The organism is Demequina gelatinilytica, assembly GCF_000971115.1.
Classification (GTDB): Bacteria; Actinomycetota; Actinomycetes; order Actinomycetales; family Demequinaceae; genus Demequina; species Demequina gelatinilytica.
The window spans coordinates 113,958-130,594 of the sequence record NZ_BBLV01000008.1 but is presented as its reverse complement, the minus strand read 5'-3'; the positions used below and the strand labels follow the sequence as shown (position 1 = coordinate 130,594).

Annotated in this window: 17 protein-coding genes; 12 read left to right on the top strand and 5 right to left on the bottom strand. The window is 72.5% G+C overall.

What is annotated here, in order from left to right:
* Nucleotides 1-90: 90 nt before the first annotated feature.
* From AOM00_RS08475 to AOM00_RS08460, 4 genes are all read left to right on the top strand, one after another.
* Complete coding sequence (locus AOM00_RS08475) at nt 91-1,446, top strand: MATE family efflux transporter (protein ID WP_169746831.1); 1,356 nt, start codon at nt 91-93, stop codon at nt 1,444-1,446.
* Between the two features lie 110 nt (nt 1,447-1,556).
* Entirely contained in the window at nt 1,557-2,003 is a 447-nt protein-coding gene (locus AOM00_RS08470) for a hypothetical protein (protein WP_062517379.1), read from the top strand.
* A complete protein-coding gene (locus AOM00_RS08465) occupies nt 2,003-2,230 on the top strand; it encodes a helix-turn-helix transcriptional regulator (RefSeq protein ID WP_062517378.1) in 228 nt (75 codons plus the stop codon). The genes AOM00_RS08470 and AOM00_RS08465 overlap by 1 nt, the downstream gene beginning before the upstream one ends.
* 102 nt (nt 2,231-2,332) lie before the next feature.
* Nucleotides 2,333-3,307, top strand: coding sequence for an NAD(P)-dependent alcohol dehydrogenase (locus AOM00_RS08460; protein ID WP_062517377.1), 975 nt, complete (start codon nt 2,333-2,335; stop codon nt 3,305-3,307).
* Between the two features lie 49 nt (nt 3,308-3,356).
* On the opposite strand, the gene AOM00_RS08455 is transcribed toward AOM00_RS08460, so the two are convergent.
* The gene (locus AOM00_RS08455) at nt 3,357-4,175 is read right to left on the bottom strand and encodes an ABC transporter permease (RefSeq protein WP_062517376.1); all 819 of its coding nucleotides are present in this window, start codon (nt 4,173-4,175) and stop codon (nt 3,357-3,359) included.
* On the bottom strand, nt 4,172-5,158 hold the full coding sequence (locus AOM00_RS08450) for an ATP-binding cassette domain-containing protein (RefSeq protein ID WP_062517375.1): 987 nt from the start codon (nt 5,156-5,158) through the stop codon (nt 4,172-4,174). Before AOM00_RS08450 ends, AOM00_RS08455 begins: the two co-directional genes overlap by 4 nt.
* A gap of 134 nt (nt 5,159-5,292) precedes the next feature.
* Between AOM00_RS08450 and AOM00_RS08445 the strand changes: the two genes are divergently transcribed.
* On the top strand, nt 5,293-6,126 hold the full coding sequence (locus tag AOM00_RS08445; protein ID WP_228373450.1) for a TetR/AcrR family transcriptional regulator: 834 nt from the start codon (nt 5,293-5,295) through the stop codon (nt 6,124-6,126).
* 9 nt (nt 6,127-6,135) lie between these two features.
* On the opposite strand, the gene AOM00_RS08440 is transcribed toward AOM00_RS08445, so the two are convergent.
* Nucleotides 6,136-6,462 carry a hypothetical protein gene (locus AOM00_RS08440; protein WP_062517374.1) on the bottom strand — a complete coding sequence of 109 codons (327 nt, stop codon included), beginning with the start codon at nt 6,460-6,462 and terminating at the stop codon, nt 6,136-6,138.
* Nucleotides 6,463-6,531: 69 nt separating this feature from the next.
* Here AOM00_RS08440 and AOM00_RS08435 point away from each other — a divergent pair, with 69 nt between their 5' ends.
* Nucleotides 6,532-7,473 (top strand): thiamine-phosphate kinase, encoded by a 942-nt coding sequence (locus AOM00_RS08435; protein WP_062517373.1) that lies wholly within the window; start codon nt 6,532-6,534, stop codon nt 7,471-7,473.
* A gap of 251 nt (nt 7,474-7,724) precedes the next feature.
* Here the strand turns inward: AOM00_RS08435 and rpmB are convergent, their stop codons facing one another.
* Complete coding sequence (gene rpmB, locus AOM00_RS08430; protein ID WP_042216526.1) at nt 7,725-7,916, bottom strand: 50S ribosomal protein L28; 192 nt, start codon at nt 7,914-7,916, stop codon at nt 7,725-7,727.
* A gap of 222 nt (nt 7,917-8,138) precedes the next feature.
* Here rpmB and AOM00_RS08425 point away from each other — a divergent pair, with 222 nt between their 5' ends.
* From AOM00_RS08425 to AOM00_RS15935, 3 genes are read left to right on the top strand one after another with little or no spacing between them, the layout of a single operon-like run.
* Entirely contained in the window at nt 8,139-9,653 is a 1,515-nt protein-coding gene (locus AOM00_RS08425; protein WP_062517372.1) for a DAK2 domain-containing protein, read from the top strand.
* A complete protein-coding gene (locus AOM00_RS08420; protein WP_062517371.1) occupies nt 9,650-11,887 on the top strand; it encodes an ATP-dependent DNA helicase RecG in 2,238 nt (745 codons plus the stop codon). The genes AOM00_RS08425 and AOM00_RS08420 overlap by 4 nt, the downstream gene beginning before the upstream one ends.
* Nucleotides 11,888-11,905: 18 nt before the next feature.
* Nucleotides 11,906-12,106 carry a YpsA SLOG family protein gene (locus AOM00_RS15935; protein ID WP_369345430.1) on the top strand — a complete coding sequence of 67 codons (201 nt, stop codon included), beginning with the start codon at nt 11,906-11,908 and terminating at the stop codon, nt 12,104-12,106.
* On the opposite strand, the gene AOM00_RS08415 is transcribed toward AOM00_RS15935, so the two are convergent.
* Nucleotides 12,066-13,868, bottom strand: coding sequence for a cellulase family glycosylhydrolase (locus AOM00_RS08415; RefSeq protein WP_156159096.1), 1,803 nt, complete (start codon nt 13,866-13,868; stop codon nt 12,066-12,068). The two genes, AOM00_RS15935 and AOM00_RS08415, sit on opposite strands and share 41 nt — an antisense overlap.
* Nucleotides 13,869-13,994: 126 nt before the next feature.
* Between AOM00_RS08415 and AOM00_RS08410 the strand changes: the two genes are divergently transcribed.
* Genes AOM00_RS08410 through coaD form a run of 3 tightly spaced genes read left to right on the top strand, consistent with a single transcriptional unit; the run spans nt 13,995 to nt 16,325 of the window.
* Complete coding sequence (locus tag AOM00_RS08410; protein ID WP_062517370.1) at nt 13,995-15,239, top strand: AGE family epimerase/isomerase; 1,245 nt, start codon at nt 13,995-13,997, stop codon at nt 15,237-15,239.
* 28 nt (nt 15,240-15,267) lie between these two features.
* Nucleotides 15,268-15,849 (top strand): 16S rRNA (guanine(966)-N(2))-methyltransferase RsmD, encoded by a 582-nt coding sequence (gene rsmD, locus AOM00_RS08405; protein ID WP_062517369.1) that lies wholly within the window; start codon nt 15,268-15,270, stop codon nt 15,847-15,849.
* Nucleotides 15,846-16,325, top strand: coding sequence for a pantetheine-phosphate adenylyltransferase (gene coaD / locus AOM00_RS08400; RefSeq protein WP_062517368.1), 480 nt, complete (start codon nt 15,846-15,848; stop codon nt 16,323-16,325). Before rsmD ends, coaD begins: the two co-directional genes overlap by 4 nt.
* Nucleotides 16,326-16,637 lie beyond the last annotated feature (312 nt).

Below are 16,637 nucleotides of genomic sequence, written 5' to 3'. Positions count from 1 at the left end.
CTACCGCTCGAAACGTGACGAAGTACAGGGGTTTTGGCCGGGATTTGACCTGCGGGAGAGGTGGTCGCGGCCGCGGTGTACCGTCGCCTGGTGATCGAGCTCCGCCCGTTGCCGCACCGGCGTGCCTTCGCGCTCGCGTGGCCGGCGATCGTCGGCAACGTCACGGTGCCGCTCGTCGGGCTGGTCGACACCGCCATGCTGGGGCACTTCTCCGACGCCACCCACATCGGTGCCGTGGCGCTCGGCTCGACCGTGCTCAGCGCGGTCATGTGGCTCGTGGGCTTCCTGCGCACCGGCACCACGTCGCTCGTGGGCCGCGCGCTCGGCGCCGGCCAGGACGATGCGGCGGTCACCCACGCCCAGCGCGCCGCGATCCTCGCGGTCACGCTCGGCGGCGCTGCCGTGCTCGCGCAGTGGGTCGCGATCCCCGCGGTCATGGCCGTGCTTGCGCCGGCGGGGGACATCCGCGACCTCGCCGTCCAGTACGCGTGGATCCGCATGGCCTCGGTGCCTGCGGCGCTGCTCACGCTGGTGATCTCGGGGTGGTTCGTCGGCTCGGGGGACACGCGCCGCCCGCTCGCCATCGTCGCGACCGTGAACGTGGTCAACCTCGGCCTCGACATCGCCTTCGTCGGCGGGCTCGGGTGGGACTCCGCAGGCGCGGCGGCCGCGACGGTGATCGCGGAATGGCTGGGTCTCGCGCTCGCGCTCGTGCTGTGGTGGCGGGCGGCATCGTCCCCCGTGCGCGCGGCCGTGCGCCGCTGGCGCGGGCGCGGGCTGCGGACGGGCTGGAGGCGGCTCGCGGCGATGAACGGCGACCTGTTCGTCCGCACGGCGATCCTCTACTCGGTGCTCACGTTCGTGACCGCGTACGGCGCGCGGCTGGGGCCCGACATCCTCGCCGCGAACGCGATCCTCATGCAGCTCATGCTGCTGTCGAGCTACGGCCAGGACGGCTACGCGCATGCGGCGGAGGCGATGGTCTCGCGGGAGATCGGTCGGCGCGACGTGCCGTCCTTCCACCGCGCGGTCGTCGCGTCGGCCCTGCCCGCCGTCGCGATCGGCGCGGTCTTCACGGTGCTGTACCTGGTCGCCTCGGGGCCGTTCATCGCGGTGCTCACGTCGATCCCGTCGGTGACCGAGGCTGCCGACCAGTACATCGGCTGGGTGGTCTGGCTGCCGCTCGCGTCCTCGCTCGCCTACCTGTTCGACGGCGTGTTCCTCGGCTCGGGGAGGACGCGATCGATGGTCACCACCATGGCCGCGTCCGCCGTGCTGGTGTTCGTCCCGGCGCTCCTCGCGGGCATCGCATGGGTCGGCGACCCCCGCAACGACGACCTGTGGCGCGCGTTCCTGCTCTTCAACGTCGCGCGCGGAGTCTTCCTCGGGATCTCCTACGTGCGCGTGACGCGACAAGGCGCGTGGCTCGCCACGGCGCACACCTGACCCCTGCGGCCCGCGTGCGGATCCCGTAGTGATGTCAAGAACTCTTGACATCGTGTCAAGCCGGGCTTACCTTCGAGATGTCAAGAAACCTTGACATCCGGGGGGATGCCATGACCATGACCGAACGCACCGTCTGGGCCTCGCTCGTCGCGTTCCCGCTCGTCGGCCTCGTCTACTTCACGGTCATCCTGACGCAGGCCGCGGACCGTCCTCTCGAGGAGGTCTCCTGGGTCACGCCGATGCTGTGGGCCTGGGGCTCGCTCATCGTGCTCATCATCGTGGGGGTGATCGCCTCGGCGATCGCCACCGGCATCAAGGCGGAGGCCGCGGGCGAGAAGCCGGACCTCGAGGACGGCGACGAGCGCGACAAGCTGATCGAGCGCTTCGGGAACGCGCGGGCGTACACCATGTCCTCGTTCGGGGGCCTCGTCGCCACGGTCCTGCTCATGCTCGACGTGGACAGGTTCTGGCCGGCCAACGCCCTGTTCCTCGCCGGGCTCCTCGCCGGCATCGTCGCGGCGGGCAGCCGCATCCGCGCCTACCGGACCGGGCTCTGATGGGGCGGTCCACCAAGGTCACCAACGCGATCCGCGCGCTGCGGTTCGCGCACGGGGAGATGACCCAGGCCGAGCTGGCGGGGCGCATCGGCGTCACCCGTCAGACGGTCATCGCCATCGAGCAGGGCCGCTACTCGCCCTCGCTCGAGATGGCCTTCCAGATCGCGAGGGCGTTCGGCGTCCCGCTCGACGACGTGTTCCAGTACCCCGAGGCGGAGCAGGCCTAGCCGCCCGTCGCCGCTCGCCCTCGCCGACGTCACCGCGCGGCCGGGGCGAGTCGCGCCCTCGCGACGGCCGGCGACGGCCCACAGATGAAAGGTGGTCGGGCCATGAAGGCGATGACCTACTCCGCATACGCGGGACCCGAGACGCACGAGCTCCGTGAGCTCCCCACCCCCGAGCCGGGCGAGGGTCAGGTGAGGATCCGCGTGAGCGCGGCCGGGCTCAACCCCTGGGACTGGCACATCTACCGGGGTGACCCGTGGCTCGCGCGGTTCAGCTTCGGGCTGCGCTCGCCCGGAACCCGGGTGGTGGGCGCCGATGCGGCGGGCGAGGTCGACGCGCTCGGTCCGGGAGTCGACGGCCTCGCGGTCGGCGACCGGGTGTTCGGCTTCCTCGGCTTCGGCGCCTGCGCCGACTACGCGATCGCGGACGCAGCGAGGATCGCGCGCACGCCGGACGGCGCCACCGACGAGGAGGCGGCCGCCGTGCCGATCGCCGCGATCACCGCGCTCGGCGGGTTCGAGGACGGCGGCGGGTGCGAGGGCAGGCGCGTCCTGGTGATCGGCGCCTCCGGCGGGGTGGGCCACATGGCGGTGCAGATCGCCCGCATCCTCGGCGCGAGCCGGGTGGTCGCGGTGTGCTCGGGCGCCAACGCCCCGATGGTGTCCCTGCTCGGCGCGGATCGCGTCATCGACTACACGCGCGAGGCGGTGCGCGACTGCGGCGAGGTGTTCGACGTCGTATACGACACGGTGGGCACCACATCGGTGCCCCGCCTGCGCCGCGTCCTCGCACGGGACGGCGTGTACCTCGCGGCAGGCGGGCTGGGCGGAGGGCCGCTGCTGGGCCCCGCGTGGGCCATCTTCCGCGCGAAGCTGTCCGGGCCGCTCGCCCGCCGTCGCGTGGTGGTGGTCGGCACCGAGCCGTCGACCGGCAACCTCAGCCGGGTCGCGGCCTGGATCGAGACAGGGCAGCTACGTCCCGTCATCGCGGCGACGTATCCGTTGGAGCGCACCGCGGAGGCGTTCGCGCGGCTCGAGGCGCAGCACGTGGCGGGCAAGCTCGTGGTGAAGGTGGGGTGAGACGGCGACGGCCGGCCTCAGGGAGGCCGGCCGTCGTCGTGCGCGTGCGTCAGCGTGCGTGGCGGCGGTACTTCGCGACCGTGAGCGGTGCGAAGACCGCGACGACCGTCACGGCGCCGAGCAGCGCGAGCCAGCCGTCCGTGCCGAACGTGCCGGCGTTGCACAGGTCGCGCACGGCCGTGATGACGTGGGAGACGGGGTTGACGTCGACGAAGCCCTGGAGCCAGCCCGGCATCGTGTCCACGGGCACGAACGCGTTCGACAGGAAGGTCAGCGGGAACAGGATGAGGAAGCTGATGCCCTGGACGCCACGCGCGGACTTCGCCGTCACGCCGACGAGCGCGAAGATCCAGGAGAGCGCCCACGCAACCGCGATGACGAGCACGGCTGCCGCGGTGACGCCGACCACGCCGCCCTCGGGACGCCAGCCCATGAGGAAGCCCATGGCGAACGTGATGGTGGTCGCGATCAGGTAGCGCACGATGTCGCCCAGGAGCGCGCCGGCGAGCGGCGCGATGCGTGCGATGGGCAGCGAGGCGAAGCGGTCGAACACGCCCTTGTCCATGTCCTCACGGAGCGTGGTGCCGGCGGCCGACGCTCCGGTCAGCACTGTCTGCGCGAGGATGCCCGGGATGAACGCCGGCAGGTAGCTCGCGACGTCGCCGGCGATCGCGCCGCCGAAGATGTAGGTGAACATCACCGTGAAGATCACGGGCTGCACCGTGACGTCGATGAGCTGCTCCGGCGTACGGCGCATCTTCACCAGCGCACGGCGCGCCATGACCAGCGAGTCGGAGACGGTCTGCCGCAAGGGCACATGGCGGGGCAGCGCCCGAGCGAAACCTGGGGTGATGGCGGTGGCGGTCATGCGGCACGCTCCTCGGCGTCGTCGGGGGTCTCGGCGGCGGACGAGCCGCGGCCGGTGAGGGTCAGGAACACCTCGTCGAGGCTGGGCTTGGTGACGGACATCTCGGTGACGCGGATGCCGGCCTCTCGCAGCCGCACGAGCGTGTCCGTCACGTGGTCCGCGTCTGCGAGGGGTGAGGTCAGCCGCCGTGCCTCGGGGGTCACGGTGACCTCGCTGCCCACGCTCGAGGCGACGATGCGGCCTGCCTCCTCCGTGCGTGCGGCATCGTCGAGGGTGAGATGGAGGGACGATGCGCCGACCTGTGCCTTGAGCTCGTCCGAGGTGCCCTCGGCGACCACGCGGCCGGTGTCGATCACCGCGATGCGGCTCGCGAGCTGATCGGCCTCGTCGAGGTACTGGGTGGTGAGCAGCACCGTCGAGCCGTCATGGACCAGCTCGCGGATGGTGTCCCACATCTGGCCGCGGGTGCGCGGGTCGAGCCCGGTGGTCGGCTCGTCGAGGAAGATCAGCGGCGGACGTGAGATGAGGCTCGCCGCGAGGTCGAGGCGGCGGCGCATGCCGCCGGAGAAGTTCTGCAGGGGCTTGCTCGCGGCATCCGAGAGCCCGAAGGACTCCAGCAGCTGGTCCGACTTGGTGCGGATCGCCTTGCCGCGAAGGCCGTGGAGGCGGCAGAAGATGTCGAGGTTCTCGCGGGCGGTGAGCGTCTCGTCGACCGAGGCGTACTGGCCCGTGACGCCGATGAGCTGGCGGACGCGGTGCGCATCCGTCGCGACGTCATGGCCGAAGACGCTGGCGGTACCGCCGTCGAGGGGCAGCAGCGTCGCGAGCATGCGGATGGTGGTGGTCTTGCCGGCGCCGTTCGGGCCGAGCACGCCGTAGACGGTGCCCACGGGCACCTGGAGGTCGAGACGGTCGACTGCGCGCTGCGCGCCGAACGTCTTGACCAGGCCCTGGGCCTCGATGGCCCAACGCGGTTCGGTCATGGGTTCTCTCCTGGGGTCGGGGGCATCGCGGGATGGCGGTGCCGACGCCCCGACTGTAAACGAACATGTTCGTTAAGAACAAGTTCGGAACGAACATGTTCGCATTTGGTTCACGTTCGACCTAGACTGTGCGCATGACCGACGAGCACGACAGCGAGTGGACCAAGGAGGACACCCAGCGCCTCAAGCGCGAGATGCGTGACGAGGCCATCCGGCTGCGGAACGAGTTCGCCGCCGAATGGAAGCGGGCGATGGCCGAGCAGGCGGAGCAGCGCCGAGCCGGGGCGACGCGTGGTCCGGGAGGTCCCCGCGGCGGCGGGCCGCGCGTGCGTCGCGGCGGACGCGCGGCGCTCAGCCGTGAGGCGATCGTCGAGTCGGCGGCGAAGATCATGGAGAAGGACGGGCTCGACGCGGTCACCATGCGCAAGGTCGCCTGGGACCTCGACACGGGCCCGGCGTCGCTCTACGTCCACGTCCGCAACATGGCGGAGCTCCACGGGCTGCTCCTCGACCGGCAGCTGGGCGAGCTCGATCTCGAGGGGGGAGAGGGAGGCTGGCAGGAGCGCGTCATCGCGGTTGTCGAGGGCTTCGTCGCGCTGCTCTTCGCGCACCCGGACCTCGCCCGCTCGGCGCTGACGGCACGTCCCCAGGGGCCGCATACGCTCGCGCTCGTCGAGCGGCTGCTCGGGCTCCTCGCCGAGGGCGGCGTCCCGACCGGTCAGCGCGCGTGGGGCGTGGACATCCTGCTCCTGTGGGCCACCGCGACGGCGGCCGAGCACGCCGATCACGAGGCCGAGGCCGCACCGGACTCCGCCACCTCGCAGGCGCTCATCGCCGCGATGACGGGGCCCGGCTATCCGCACATCAGGGAGGTGGGTCTCGACCTCATCGCCGGCACCGTGGAGGAGCGGTCGTCCTGGGCGCTGCGCGTGCTCGTCAACGGCATCGCGGCGACGGCGCGCGACTGAGCCGAGCCGTCACCTGGGCGGCAGCGTCGCGACGTAGGCGAGAGCCCGCTCGGCGAGGCCGGCGAGGCCGGGAGCGGCGAGCGGAAGCGCGACGTACTCGCGCATCGTCCTTCCCGCAGGGGCGAACGGCTGCGCGTCCGTGCGCTCGCGGGCGACGGCCAGATCGGGTGCGGCGAGCTTGAAGGTCACCAGGCCGCCGTAGAGCGCCATGAACATGCTGCCGTTCACGAACGCGGCGAGCTGCCCGAACATCGGCCGCACCTCCACGGCCGCCGTCGACGGGACGAGCGCGCGGAACGCGTCGCGGTGCGCGTCCGTCGGGCGTGGCATCTCCATGCCACCGATGCTCGCGCATCGTCCGCCCGCCCGCACGGGGGCGGGTGCCGTCGCCCGTAGCCTTGACCCATGACGACGATCGGCGAGATGGGGGAGGACGCGCTCATCGCGGCCTTCGCTCCGAGGCTTCCCGTGTCCGACTCCGAGATCCTCGGCCCGGGCGACGATGCGGCGGTGGTCGCGGTCGACGGCGACCTGGTGGTCTCCTCGGACATCCTGGTGGAGGGGCGCCACTTCCGCATGGACTGGTCGACCCCCGAGGACGTGGGCTGGCGTGCGGCGATGCAGAACCTCGCGGACATCGACGCGATGGGCGCGGTGCCCACCGCGCTGCAGATCACGCTCGCCGCACCAGCGACGCTCGACGCCGACTGGGTGATGCGCTTCGCCGACGGCGTGCGCGAGGCGTGCGAGCCCCATGGCGTCGGCGTGGTGGGGGGCGACCTCTCGGGCGCGAACGAGGTCTCGGTGTGCGTCACCGTCCTGGGGGAGACGCACGGCACCGAGCCGATCACCAGGGCCGATGCGCTTCCCGGCCAGGTGGTCGCGGTGTCCGCACCCCTCGGCGCCGCCGCTGCGGGCTACATCCAGCTGACCGAGGGTCGTCGGATCGACGAGGAGTCGATCGGGCTGTTCCTGAGGCCGAGCCCGCGCATCGGCGCCGGGCTCGAGGCCGCGCTCCACGGAGCGACCGCCCTCATGGACATCTCCGACGGCCTGCTGCGCGACGCGTCCCGCATCGCGCGCCGCTCCGAGGTGGGGATCGACATCCGGGCCGAGGACGTGCCCCTCCACGAGGGCGCGCGCTTCGCCGCGATAGAGCTCCAGGTGGATCCGCGACCGTGGGCGCTCACCGGGGGCGAGGACCATCACATGCTCGCGGTCTTCCCGCGGGAGTCCGCGGTGCCGGCGGGCTGGACCGTGGTGGGGGAGACCACCGACGCGTTCTCAGGGGTGCGGCTCGACGGAGCGGTGCCGGACTCGCTCGGCTGGGACCACTTCGGGGGCTGACGTCTCGCACGGCACGCTGCCCGCGTCCCCGCCTCCCCGCGTGCAAGCGTCTACCCCGACGATCGGTGCCCGTTCCGCGTGCGAAGCGGGCACGGAACGTCGGGATAGATGCTCGCGCGGATGAACGATGCGCCGGCGGGCGAGCGGCGCCGTCCGGGCATACGAAAACGGACGTCCTCGGAGGAGAGGACGTCCGTCTCGGGATGAGGTCGGCTGTCAGCCGCGCCGAACCGCGCCGAGGCGCGGATCCATCAGATGGCGCGCTGGACCTTGCCGGCCTTGAGGCACGAGGTGCACACGTTGAGTCGCTTGGGGGTACCCGCGACCACGGCACGCACGCGCTGGATGTTCGGGTTCCAGCGACGCTTGGTGCGGCGGTGCGAGTGCGAGATGCTGTGACCGAAGGACGGTCCCTTGGCGCAGACGTCGCAGGTAGCAGCCACGATAGTTCTCCTAGTTTCTGGCGCGGAAGGGTGATCCGATCCGCAAAGCTTGGGGGCCCGGGTGCTCGGGCAACCGCAATAGGTTAACCGAAGATGGGGCATTGCGGCAAACCGTGCGCCGGGTACGGCGTGTACCGGGAGGGATGTCCGGGGCGTCGGTGGGCCGTGCCACGATAGTACGCGAGCGCCGACCCCACGCCGCTCGAGAGTCGGAGGTGACCCGTGAGCGAAGCGCATGCCCTGCGCCGCTGGCTCGGGTCCGGCTTGGACGCCGTGCGCCGCTCACGCGGCCACCTCGACGCGATCAACGTCTTCCCGGTCGCCGATGCCGACACCGGCACCAACGTGTACCTCACCCTCCAGGAGGGCAACCGGGCCATCGCGCGCCTCCCTGCGGACGCCTCGCACCGTGACGTGGCCGCGGCCTTCGCGCGGGGCGTGCTGCTGGGCGCCCGCGGGAACTCCGGCGTGATCGTGAGCCAGTACCTGTCGGCCCTGCTCCGGGTGGTCGATGCGAAGGGCGGGCTCGAGTCCATCGACGCCGCCGGGATCGCCGATGCGCTCTCACGCGCATCGGAGGCCGCGTACGCGGCGGTGGGCACGCCGGTGGAGGGGACCATCCTCACCGTCGCGCGCGCCGCGGCGCGCGCGTCGACCCAGGTCGCCGCGAGCGCGGGGACCCGGGAGGAGGCCATCGTGGCGGCCGTCGACGGTGCGCGCGAGGGGCTGCGCCTCACCACCGAGCAGCTGCCGAGCGCCCGCGACGCGGGCGTGGTCGACGCCGGCGCCGCGGCGCTGGTGCTGCAGCTGGAGATGCTCGCGGAGACCATCGCGGGAGCCGATGCGCTTGCGCACCACCCCGAGGTCGCATGGGGCATCCCCGGTCACCGGCACCGGGTGGTGCAGCCGGGACACCCCGGTCACGGCGAGGAGCACGGCGGCGCCTACGAGGTCATGTTCGTGGCCGATCGCGATGAGGACTCGCGTGCCGGACTCGTGACGAGGCTGGGGGAGGTAGGCGACTCCGCCACGGTGACCGCCGGCATGGGCCTGCTGCACGCCCATGTCCACACCGACCACCCCGCGGACGCGGTCGCGATCGCGGAGAGCGTCGAGGCGCACCAGATCGTGGTGAGGTCCATCGCGATGAGCGTGGTGCAGGACCGTGCCGCGACCGGCGTGGTCGCGCTCACCACCTGCCCCGGGCTGGCGGAGCCGTTGGCCGACGCCGGCGCCGTGGTGCTCGTGGTCCCCGATCCGGGCGCGCTCCGCAAGCGCGACCTCAAGCGCGCGGTGCGCGATGCGTCGGGGGCGGAGGCCATCGTCATCGCAGGCGACGGCACGCTGCTCGGCGCTGCCCACGAGCTCGCCGACAAGCGCGGCAAGCCCGACCTGGTGATCGTCGACGCGAGCCACGAGGCGCACGTGATCGCGGGCGTCGCGGCCTCGGCGCTCGCGACGCCGGGCGAGGACGTCGAACGGCTGATGCGCGCGGCCGTCGCGTCGACGACGGTGGGGGAGAGCACCGGCGATGCTCTCGACGAGGACCTGGACGGCCTCATCGGGCCCGACACGGAGGTGGTGACGCTCGTGCTCGCACGCGGGGTCGACCCCGCGGTGGGCGACGAGGCCCGTGCGTCGGTCGATGCGCGCTCGCCCGGTGCCGAGGTCGCGGTGTACCGCGGCGGGCAGGAGTGGCCGCCCATCCTGATCGGCGTCGAGCGGGCGCCCGAATGACAGGGCGCGAGCCCGGACGGCTGGCCGAGCCGCTCGCGAAGGTCCTCGGCGCGCGCACCGCGGGCTCGCTCGAGAAGCTCGGGCTGGTCACCACGGGCGACCTGCTGCGCCACTACCCGCGCCGCTACGGCGCGCCGGGCGAGCTGACGCCTCTCGCAGAGCTGAGCGTGGGCGAGCACGTCACGGTGATGGCCCAGGTGCGGACCGCGACCGTGCGCCAGATGCGCTCGCGCGGCGGGGCGATGCTCGAGGCGATCGTCACGGACGGCCGGGACAGCCTCCAGCTCACGTTCTTCGCCAAGCGCGCCGGGGTGCTGCGCATGCACGAGGACAAGCTCCGCGCCGGACGGCGCGGCCTGTTCACCGGCACGGTCGGCGACTACCGCGGACGACGTCAGCTCACCCATCCCGACTACGTCCTGGTCGGGATCGACGCCGCCGACGAGGACGCTGCCCTTGCCGAGGCCTCCCGCCCCATCCCGATCTATCCGGCCGTCGCGAGCGTGCCCACCTGGCGCATCGGCCGCGCGGTGCGCGCCGTGCTCGACCCGCTCACCGAGGCGGACGTGCCGGACCCGCTGCCGGTCGAGCTGCGGGAGCGCCGCGGTTTGCCGACGCTCCTCGAGGCATTGCGGCTCGTCCACGTCCCCGATACCGAGGCGGACTTCCAGCGTGGACGGGAGAGGCTGCGCTTCGAGGAGGCGCTGGTCCTGCAGACCGCGCTCGCGAGGCGCCGCGCGGACCATGAGTCGTTGTCGGCTACGCCGCGCCCGGCACGCGACGGAGGCCTGGTGGCCGCGCTCGACGCCCGGCTGCCCTACGCCCTCACCGCGGGTCAGGTCGCGGTCGGGCAGGCGGTCGCGTCCGACCTGGCACGCGACACGCCGATGCTCCGCCTGCTCCAGGGCGATGTGGGCGCCGGCAAGACGGTGGTCGCGCTGCGCGCGATGCTCCAGGTGGTCGAAGCGGGAGGGCAGGCGGCGCTGCTCGCCCCCACGGAGGTGCTCGCGGCTCAGCACGCGCGCTCGCTGCGCGCGCTCATGGGCCCGCTCGCCGACGGCGGGATGCTCACCGCGGCCGACGACGCGACGCGTGTGGTCCTGCTGACCGGCTCGCAAGGATCCAAGGAGCGCCGCGCGGCGCTCGCGGAGGCGGCCTCGGGTGCCGCGGGCATCGTGGTCGGGACCCATGCGCTGCTGAGCGAGACGGTCCAGTTCGCGGACCTGGGCCTTGTGGTGGTCGACGAGCAGCACCGCTTCGGGGTCGAGCAGCGCGATGCGCTGCGCTCGCGCGGCGAGCGAGTACCGCACACGCTCGTGATGACGGCGACCCCGATCCCGCGCACCGTCGCGATGACCGTGTTCGGGGATCTCGAGACCTCGGTCCTCAGCGACCGCCCGGCTGGCCGGCACGAGACCGTGACGCATCTGGTCCCGGCGGGCAACGCCGCGTGGATCGACCGCGTCTGGGCGCGTGTGCGCGAGGAGGTCGACCGTGGCGGGCGCGCGTACATCGTGTGCCCGCGCATCGACGGCGACTCCGAGGAGGAGGTCGACGACGTGCCTCTGGACGCCCTCGAGGCCGACGTTGCCGGCGAGGGCCCCGGCGCCGAGCGCCCGCCGCTCGCGGCTGTGATGGAGGTCGCGGAGCAGCTGCGTGCCACGGGTGCGCTCGCGGGAGTCGGCGTCTCGGTCATGCACGGGCGGCTCTCCTCGGAGGAGAAGGACGCCGCGATGGCGCGCTTCGCCTCGGGCGAGGCACCGGTGCTCGTGGCGACCACAGTGATCGAGGTCGGCGTCGACGTCCCCGAGGCCACGGCGATGGTGATCCTCGACGCGCAGCACTTCGGCATCTCGCAGCTGCACCAGCTGCGCGGGCGCGTGGGCCGCGGCGACAAGGCGAGCATCTGCCTGCTGGTCTCGCACTCCGAGCAGGGAACCCTCGCGCACGAGCGGCTGTCCGCGCTCGCAGCCACCACCGACGGCTTCGAGCTCGCCGAGAAGGACCTCGAGCTACGCCGCGAGGGCGATGTGCTGGGCGCGGCGCAGTCGGGCGGGCGCAACTCCCTCCGGCTGCTGCGGGTGGTGCGCGACGCGAAGGTCATCGAGGACGCGCGCGAGGAGGCGACGGCCTTGGTCGAGGCGGACCCGGCGCTGTCGGGACACCCAGAGCTCGCCGTCGCGATCGCGGACCTGCTCGACCCGGAGCGCGAGGACTTCCTCACCCGCTCGTGACCGCCTAGCGTGGCTGGCATGTGGAGGCCTCACCGGGTCGGGCGGCGCGACATGGCACCCGGGCTGCGCCTCATCAGCGGCGGGCAGAGCGGCGTCGATCGCGCCGCGCTCGAGGTCGCCGTCGAGCTCGGGATCCCCTCCAACGGCTGGTGCGCCGCGGGAGTCCGAGGCGCTGGAGCTACAGGCTGCCGCCGTTCGCGTAGAAGTCCGTCACGGTGATGCCGCCCTGGAGCGGGACCTTGTGGTCGAGCGACACGAACCGCCCGTCGTCGTCCTGCCACAGCGCCGGCTCGAGCAGCGCGTACTTCTCCTCGTCCCACGTCGCCCAGTCGTCGAGCAGCAACCCGCCGGTGTCGCCGGAGTTGGGGTTGACGCACCAGAACGTATGCGCGAGGCGACGTTCGACGATGAGGTCGCGCACCGCCTCCATCCAGCGGTCCTGGCGCGCATCCTGGCCTAGGCGCCCGCCCCACTCGCCGATGAGCAGCGGCGCGATGCCGTCGGAGTCGATGTAGAGCCAGTTCGGCTCCCAGACGTCGCGCTCGAGGCTCGCCTTGGAGAAGGAGGACGTGAACCACGGCTGCTCGTAGACGAGCGGCCCGTACTCGTGAGGGGAGTACACGAGCCGGTCCTGGAAGGAGCCGAGGTCGACCGGCGCATCGGCGACGCCCCGGAGGTTGCCGCCCCACCACGTGATGTCGTAGTCCGCGGCGCTCGTCGAGGACCAGGACCGCCCCGCCTTCGGATAGGCCTCGATGCCCTCCACCATGACGAGCACATCCGGGTGGATCGCGAGGATCCGCAGCGCGAGGTCCTGGGAGACCGCCTGCCAGTCGGTCGCGCCGTCACCCCCGCCCCAGGTGGCGCGAGGGCTCTCGCTCGGCAGCCCGTGAGGCTCGTTCTCGAGGTCGAAGGCGAGGATCGTGTCGTCGTCGCGGTAGCGCTTCGCGATCCACTCCCAGCCCTCGACGAAGTCGTCGGCGGTGACGGCTCCTGCGAACCACACGGGGGCGACGTGGCCCGAGTTGTCGGCGAGCGCGGAGTGCACGTCGAGGATCACCTTGACCCCGCGTTCCTTGCATCCTGCGAGGAACGCGTCGAAGACCTCGAGCGTGTCGAGGCCCGCCTGCGGCCCCGCCTGGTTCACGCTCCCGGAGACCTCCGCCTGGCCGGCCTTCCACTCGAGGAGCAGCTCGGTCGAGATCGGCACGCGCAGCACATTGATGCCGCGCTGTGCGACCTGGTCGAGCACCGCCTCCATGTCCGCGGTCCACAGGCCGTGCAGCACACGCTCGGCGGTGTTGAAGCCGAACCAGTTCGCGCCGGTGAGCCACACCGGGTTGCCGTCGAGGTCCACGATGCGCGCGCCGTCCGCACGCAGCCAGTCGTCGCCGTCGCCGCCCGTCGCGGCCGGGACGTCGCCAGCCGGGGCATCGTCCGGGGTGGACGATGCGGAGGGTGCGGGCGCCGCCGAGCCCACGGCGTGGCACGTCGCCGCGAGGGTCGCGGGTGCATCCCCGTCGGCGGTGAAGCCGAAGGTCGTGCTCGCGCCCTCGCCGAGCACGGTGTTGTAGTCGGCCGGACCGATGTCGACGCTGCCGGTCGACCCGACCGCGAGCGTGGAGCTCCAGGCCCCGGTGACGGTCGCGTCGGCCAGCTCGAGCGTGACGGTCCAGCCGGTGACCGCCGCATCGGCGACCACCGAGACATCGGCCTGGAAGCCGCCCTCCCACGTGCCCGTGACGGTCGCCGAGGCCCGGCACACGGAGGCCGAGGCGGGCTCGCCCACGGCGGCGGAGGACCTGGTGGAGGGCGACGAGGTGGGCGAGGCTGTCGACGTGGGCGATGCCGCCGTGACGGGCCGATCCTCACCGCCGTCCGCGGCGTCCGCCGCCAGCGCCGCGACGAGCAGGGCGATCAGCACCCCCGCCGCGATCCACCCCCAGCGCGGCACGCGTGCCAGCTGCTCCCTCACATCCACGCACGAACCTCCTGGTTCTCGACTGGCGTCAGCCTAGCGGCGCCATCCGACGGCCCCGCGGAAGGGGATGAGGCCCTTGTCACACAGCGTCCGGGGTCCCAGGTGAGAGCGCTTACAGTTCTGCGTATGACGGAAGCCATCAGCGCCGATCGTCAGCTGTCCGCCCTGCGCGACCTCGCGTCGCGAGAGCTGTCGCAAGGGATCCTGCCGTTCTGGGAGGCGCACGCCTTCGCCGAGGACGGCTCCCTGCGCGGTGGGGTGAGCGACGATCTCGACTACCTCGACGACCTGCCGCGCCACGCCGTGCTCGCGGCGCGGATCCTCTGGACGTTCTCCGCGGCCGCCGAGGCGATCCCTGCCGAGCGCGAGCGCTACCTCGGGACGGCCCGGCGCGCGCTCGGGCAGCTCACCGGACCGATGTGGGACTCGCAGGCAGGAGGGGTCTTCTGGTCGATCGACGCGCACGGCGCGGTGATCGACGACCGGAAGCAGATCTACGCGCAGGCCTTCACCGTCTACGCGCTCGCCTGCTGGGCACGCGTGACCGGCGACGAGGATGCGCTCGACCGCGCGCTGTGGCTCGCCGGAACCTTGGACTCCGAGGCGCGCGACCGCGAGTACGGCGGGTACGTCGAGGCGCGTGCGCGGGACTGGGCGCCCACGGACCGCACCGCGCTGTCCGAGCTGGACCCGGACGTGCCCAAGTCCATGAACACCAACCTGCACGTGCTCGAGGCGCTCACGGAGCTGCTGCGGGCCTCCGCGGATCTCGCTGCGCGCGAGGCGCTCGAGACGCTCCTGCGCACCACCCTCGACTGCATCGTGGTCGAGGCCCCCTTCACCCACTGCGCGCTGTACTTCGACGAGTCGTGGGACCGTTCCTCCGACGGCGTCTCCTACGGCCACGACATCGAGACCTCGTGGCTGCTGTGGGACGCATGGGAGGCCCTGTCGGCGCACGGAGTGGAGGATGCGGACCTCGAGTGGCGCACGCGGGAGGCCACCCTCGCGCTCGCCGAGGCGGTGCGCCTCCACGGCGTGGACGGCGACGGTGCGGTGCTCTACGCCGGCACACCGGACGGCCCCACCGACAGGGACCGCCATTGGTGGCCGCAGGCGGAGGGCGTGGTCGGTTGGCTCAACGCCTTCCAGGTGGGCGGGCGTACCGAGGACCGTCGTGCGGCGATCCGGGCGTGGGACTTCATCGAGCAGCATGTGGTCGACCGTGTCCACGGCGAGTGGCACGCGCGGCTCGACCCGAGCAACCGGCCGCTCGCGGGCGGCACAGGCGATCTCAAGATGGGGCCGTGGAAGTGCCCGTATCACAACGCCCGCGCGTGCCTCGAGGTGCTCCGCCGCATCGCGCCGTGACGTCGGACCGGCCCCGTAGGCTGGTGCGGTGACCAGGATCATCGCCGGCCGTTGGGGCGGTCGCAGGCTCGCGGTGCCGCCGCGCGGCACACGCCCGACCACCGATCGCGTGCGCGAGGCGGTGTTCAGCCGGCTCGACCACCAGGACTATCTGCGAGGGGCGCGCGTGCTCGACCTGTTCGCAGGCTCCGGCGCGCTCGGGCTCGAGGCGGTGAGCCGAGGCGCCGCGTCGGCCACGCTCGTCGAGGCCGATGCGAAGGCGGTCTCCGTGCTGCGCGGCAACGTGCGCGACCTCGGGGCCGGCGGTGCCGCCACGGTGGTGAAGGAGCGTGTGAGGCCCTTCCTGTCGCGCGCGGGCGAGGCTTTCGACGTGATCCTGCTCGACCCTCCCTACGACATCGCGCGCGAGGAGCTCGCCGCGGTCCTCGACGGCGTGGGGGAGCGGCTCGCGGACGGTGGCGTCGTGGTGCTCGAGTGGGCCTCCAGGGCGGGTGATCCGCCCTGGCCGGAGGGCCTCGCGGGGGTGCGGTCGAAGGCGTACGGCGAGACCGCGATCCACTACGCGGAACGGTTGGAGGCGGTCCGCGAGGGCGGTAGCGTCGAGCCATGACCACCGCAGTCTTCCCCGGCACGTTCGACCCGGTGACGTGGGGCCACGTCGACATCGCGACCCGAGCGCGATCGATGTTCTCCAGGGTCGTGATCGCCGTCGCCCACAACTCGACCAAGACGCCGCTGCTCGACCTCGACACCCGGGTCGAGCTGGCCCGCCGCGCGGTGCAGCCGATCGACGGCGTCGAGGTGACCCCGGTCGACGGGCTGCTGGTCGACTTCTGCAAGGAGATCGGCGCGGGGGTCATCGTCAAGGGCCTGCGCGGCGGCGCGGACTACGACTACGAGCGCCCCATGGCGCTCATGAACCGCTCGCTCACGGGCATCGAGACCGTGTTCATCACGGGAGACAACGCGCTGAGCCACGTCGCCTCGTCGCTGGTGAGGGACGTCGCGCGCCATGGCGGCGCGATCGGGCGCTACGTGCCCGAAGGGGTCGTCGACGCGGTCGCCGAGGCGCTCTCGCGCCAGTAGCCGGGCCATGCGGGACCGCCCACGGTCGGCCCGGGGCGCGAACCCATGGGAGGATGGTTCCTCGGCCGCCCACCCGGGTTGGCCGAATCCGCCCGCATCGCGTACAGTTGTGGGCTGGCCCTGCCGACAGGTGCGGGCCGAGGTCCCCGCGGACCGGAACGACCAGGAGGCGCGTGTGGCTCACACTTCACGCCCTGCCGCCTCGCCGTACACCTTCTCTGTTCGAGACATCGTGCGGCGCCCAGGCGCGCAGCGCATCGTCTCCGAAGGCTTCCCGGCCCCCGCGGTCCTCGGCACCGATCTGATCGGGGT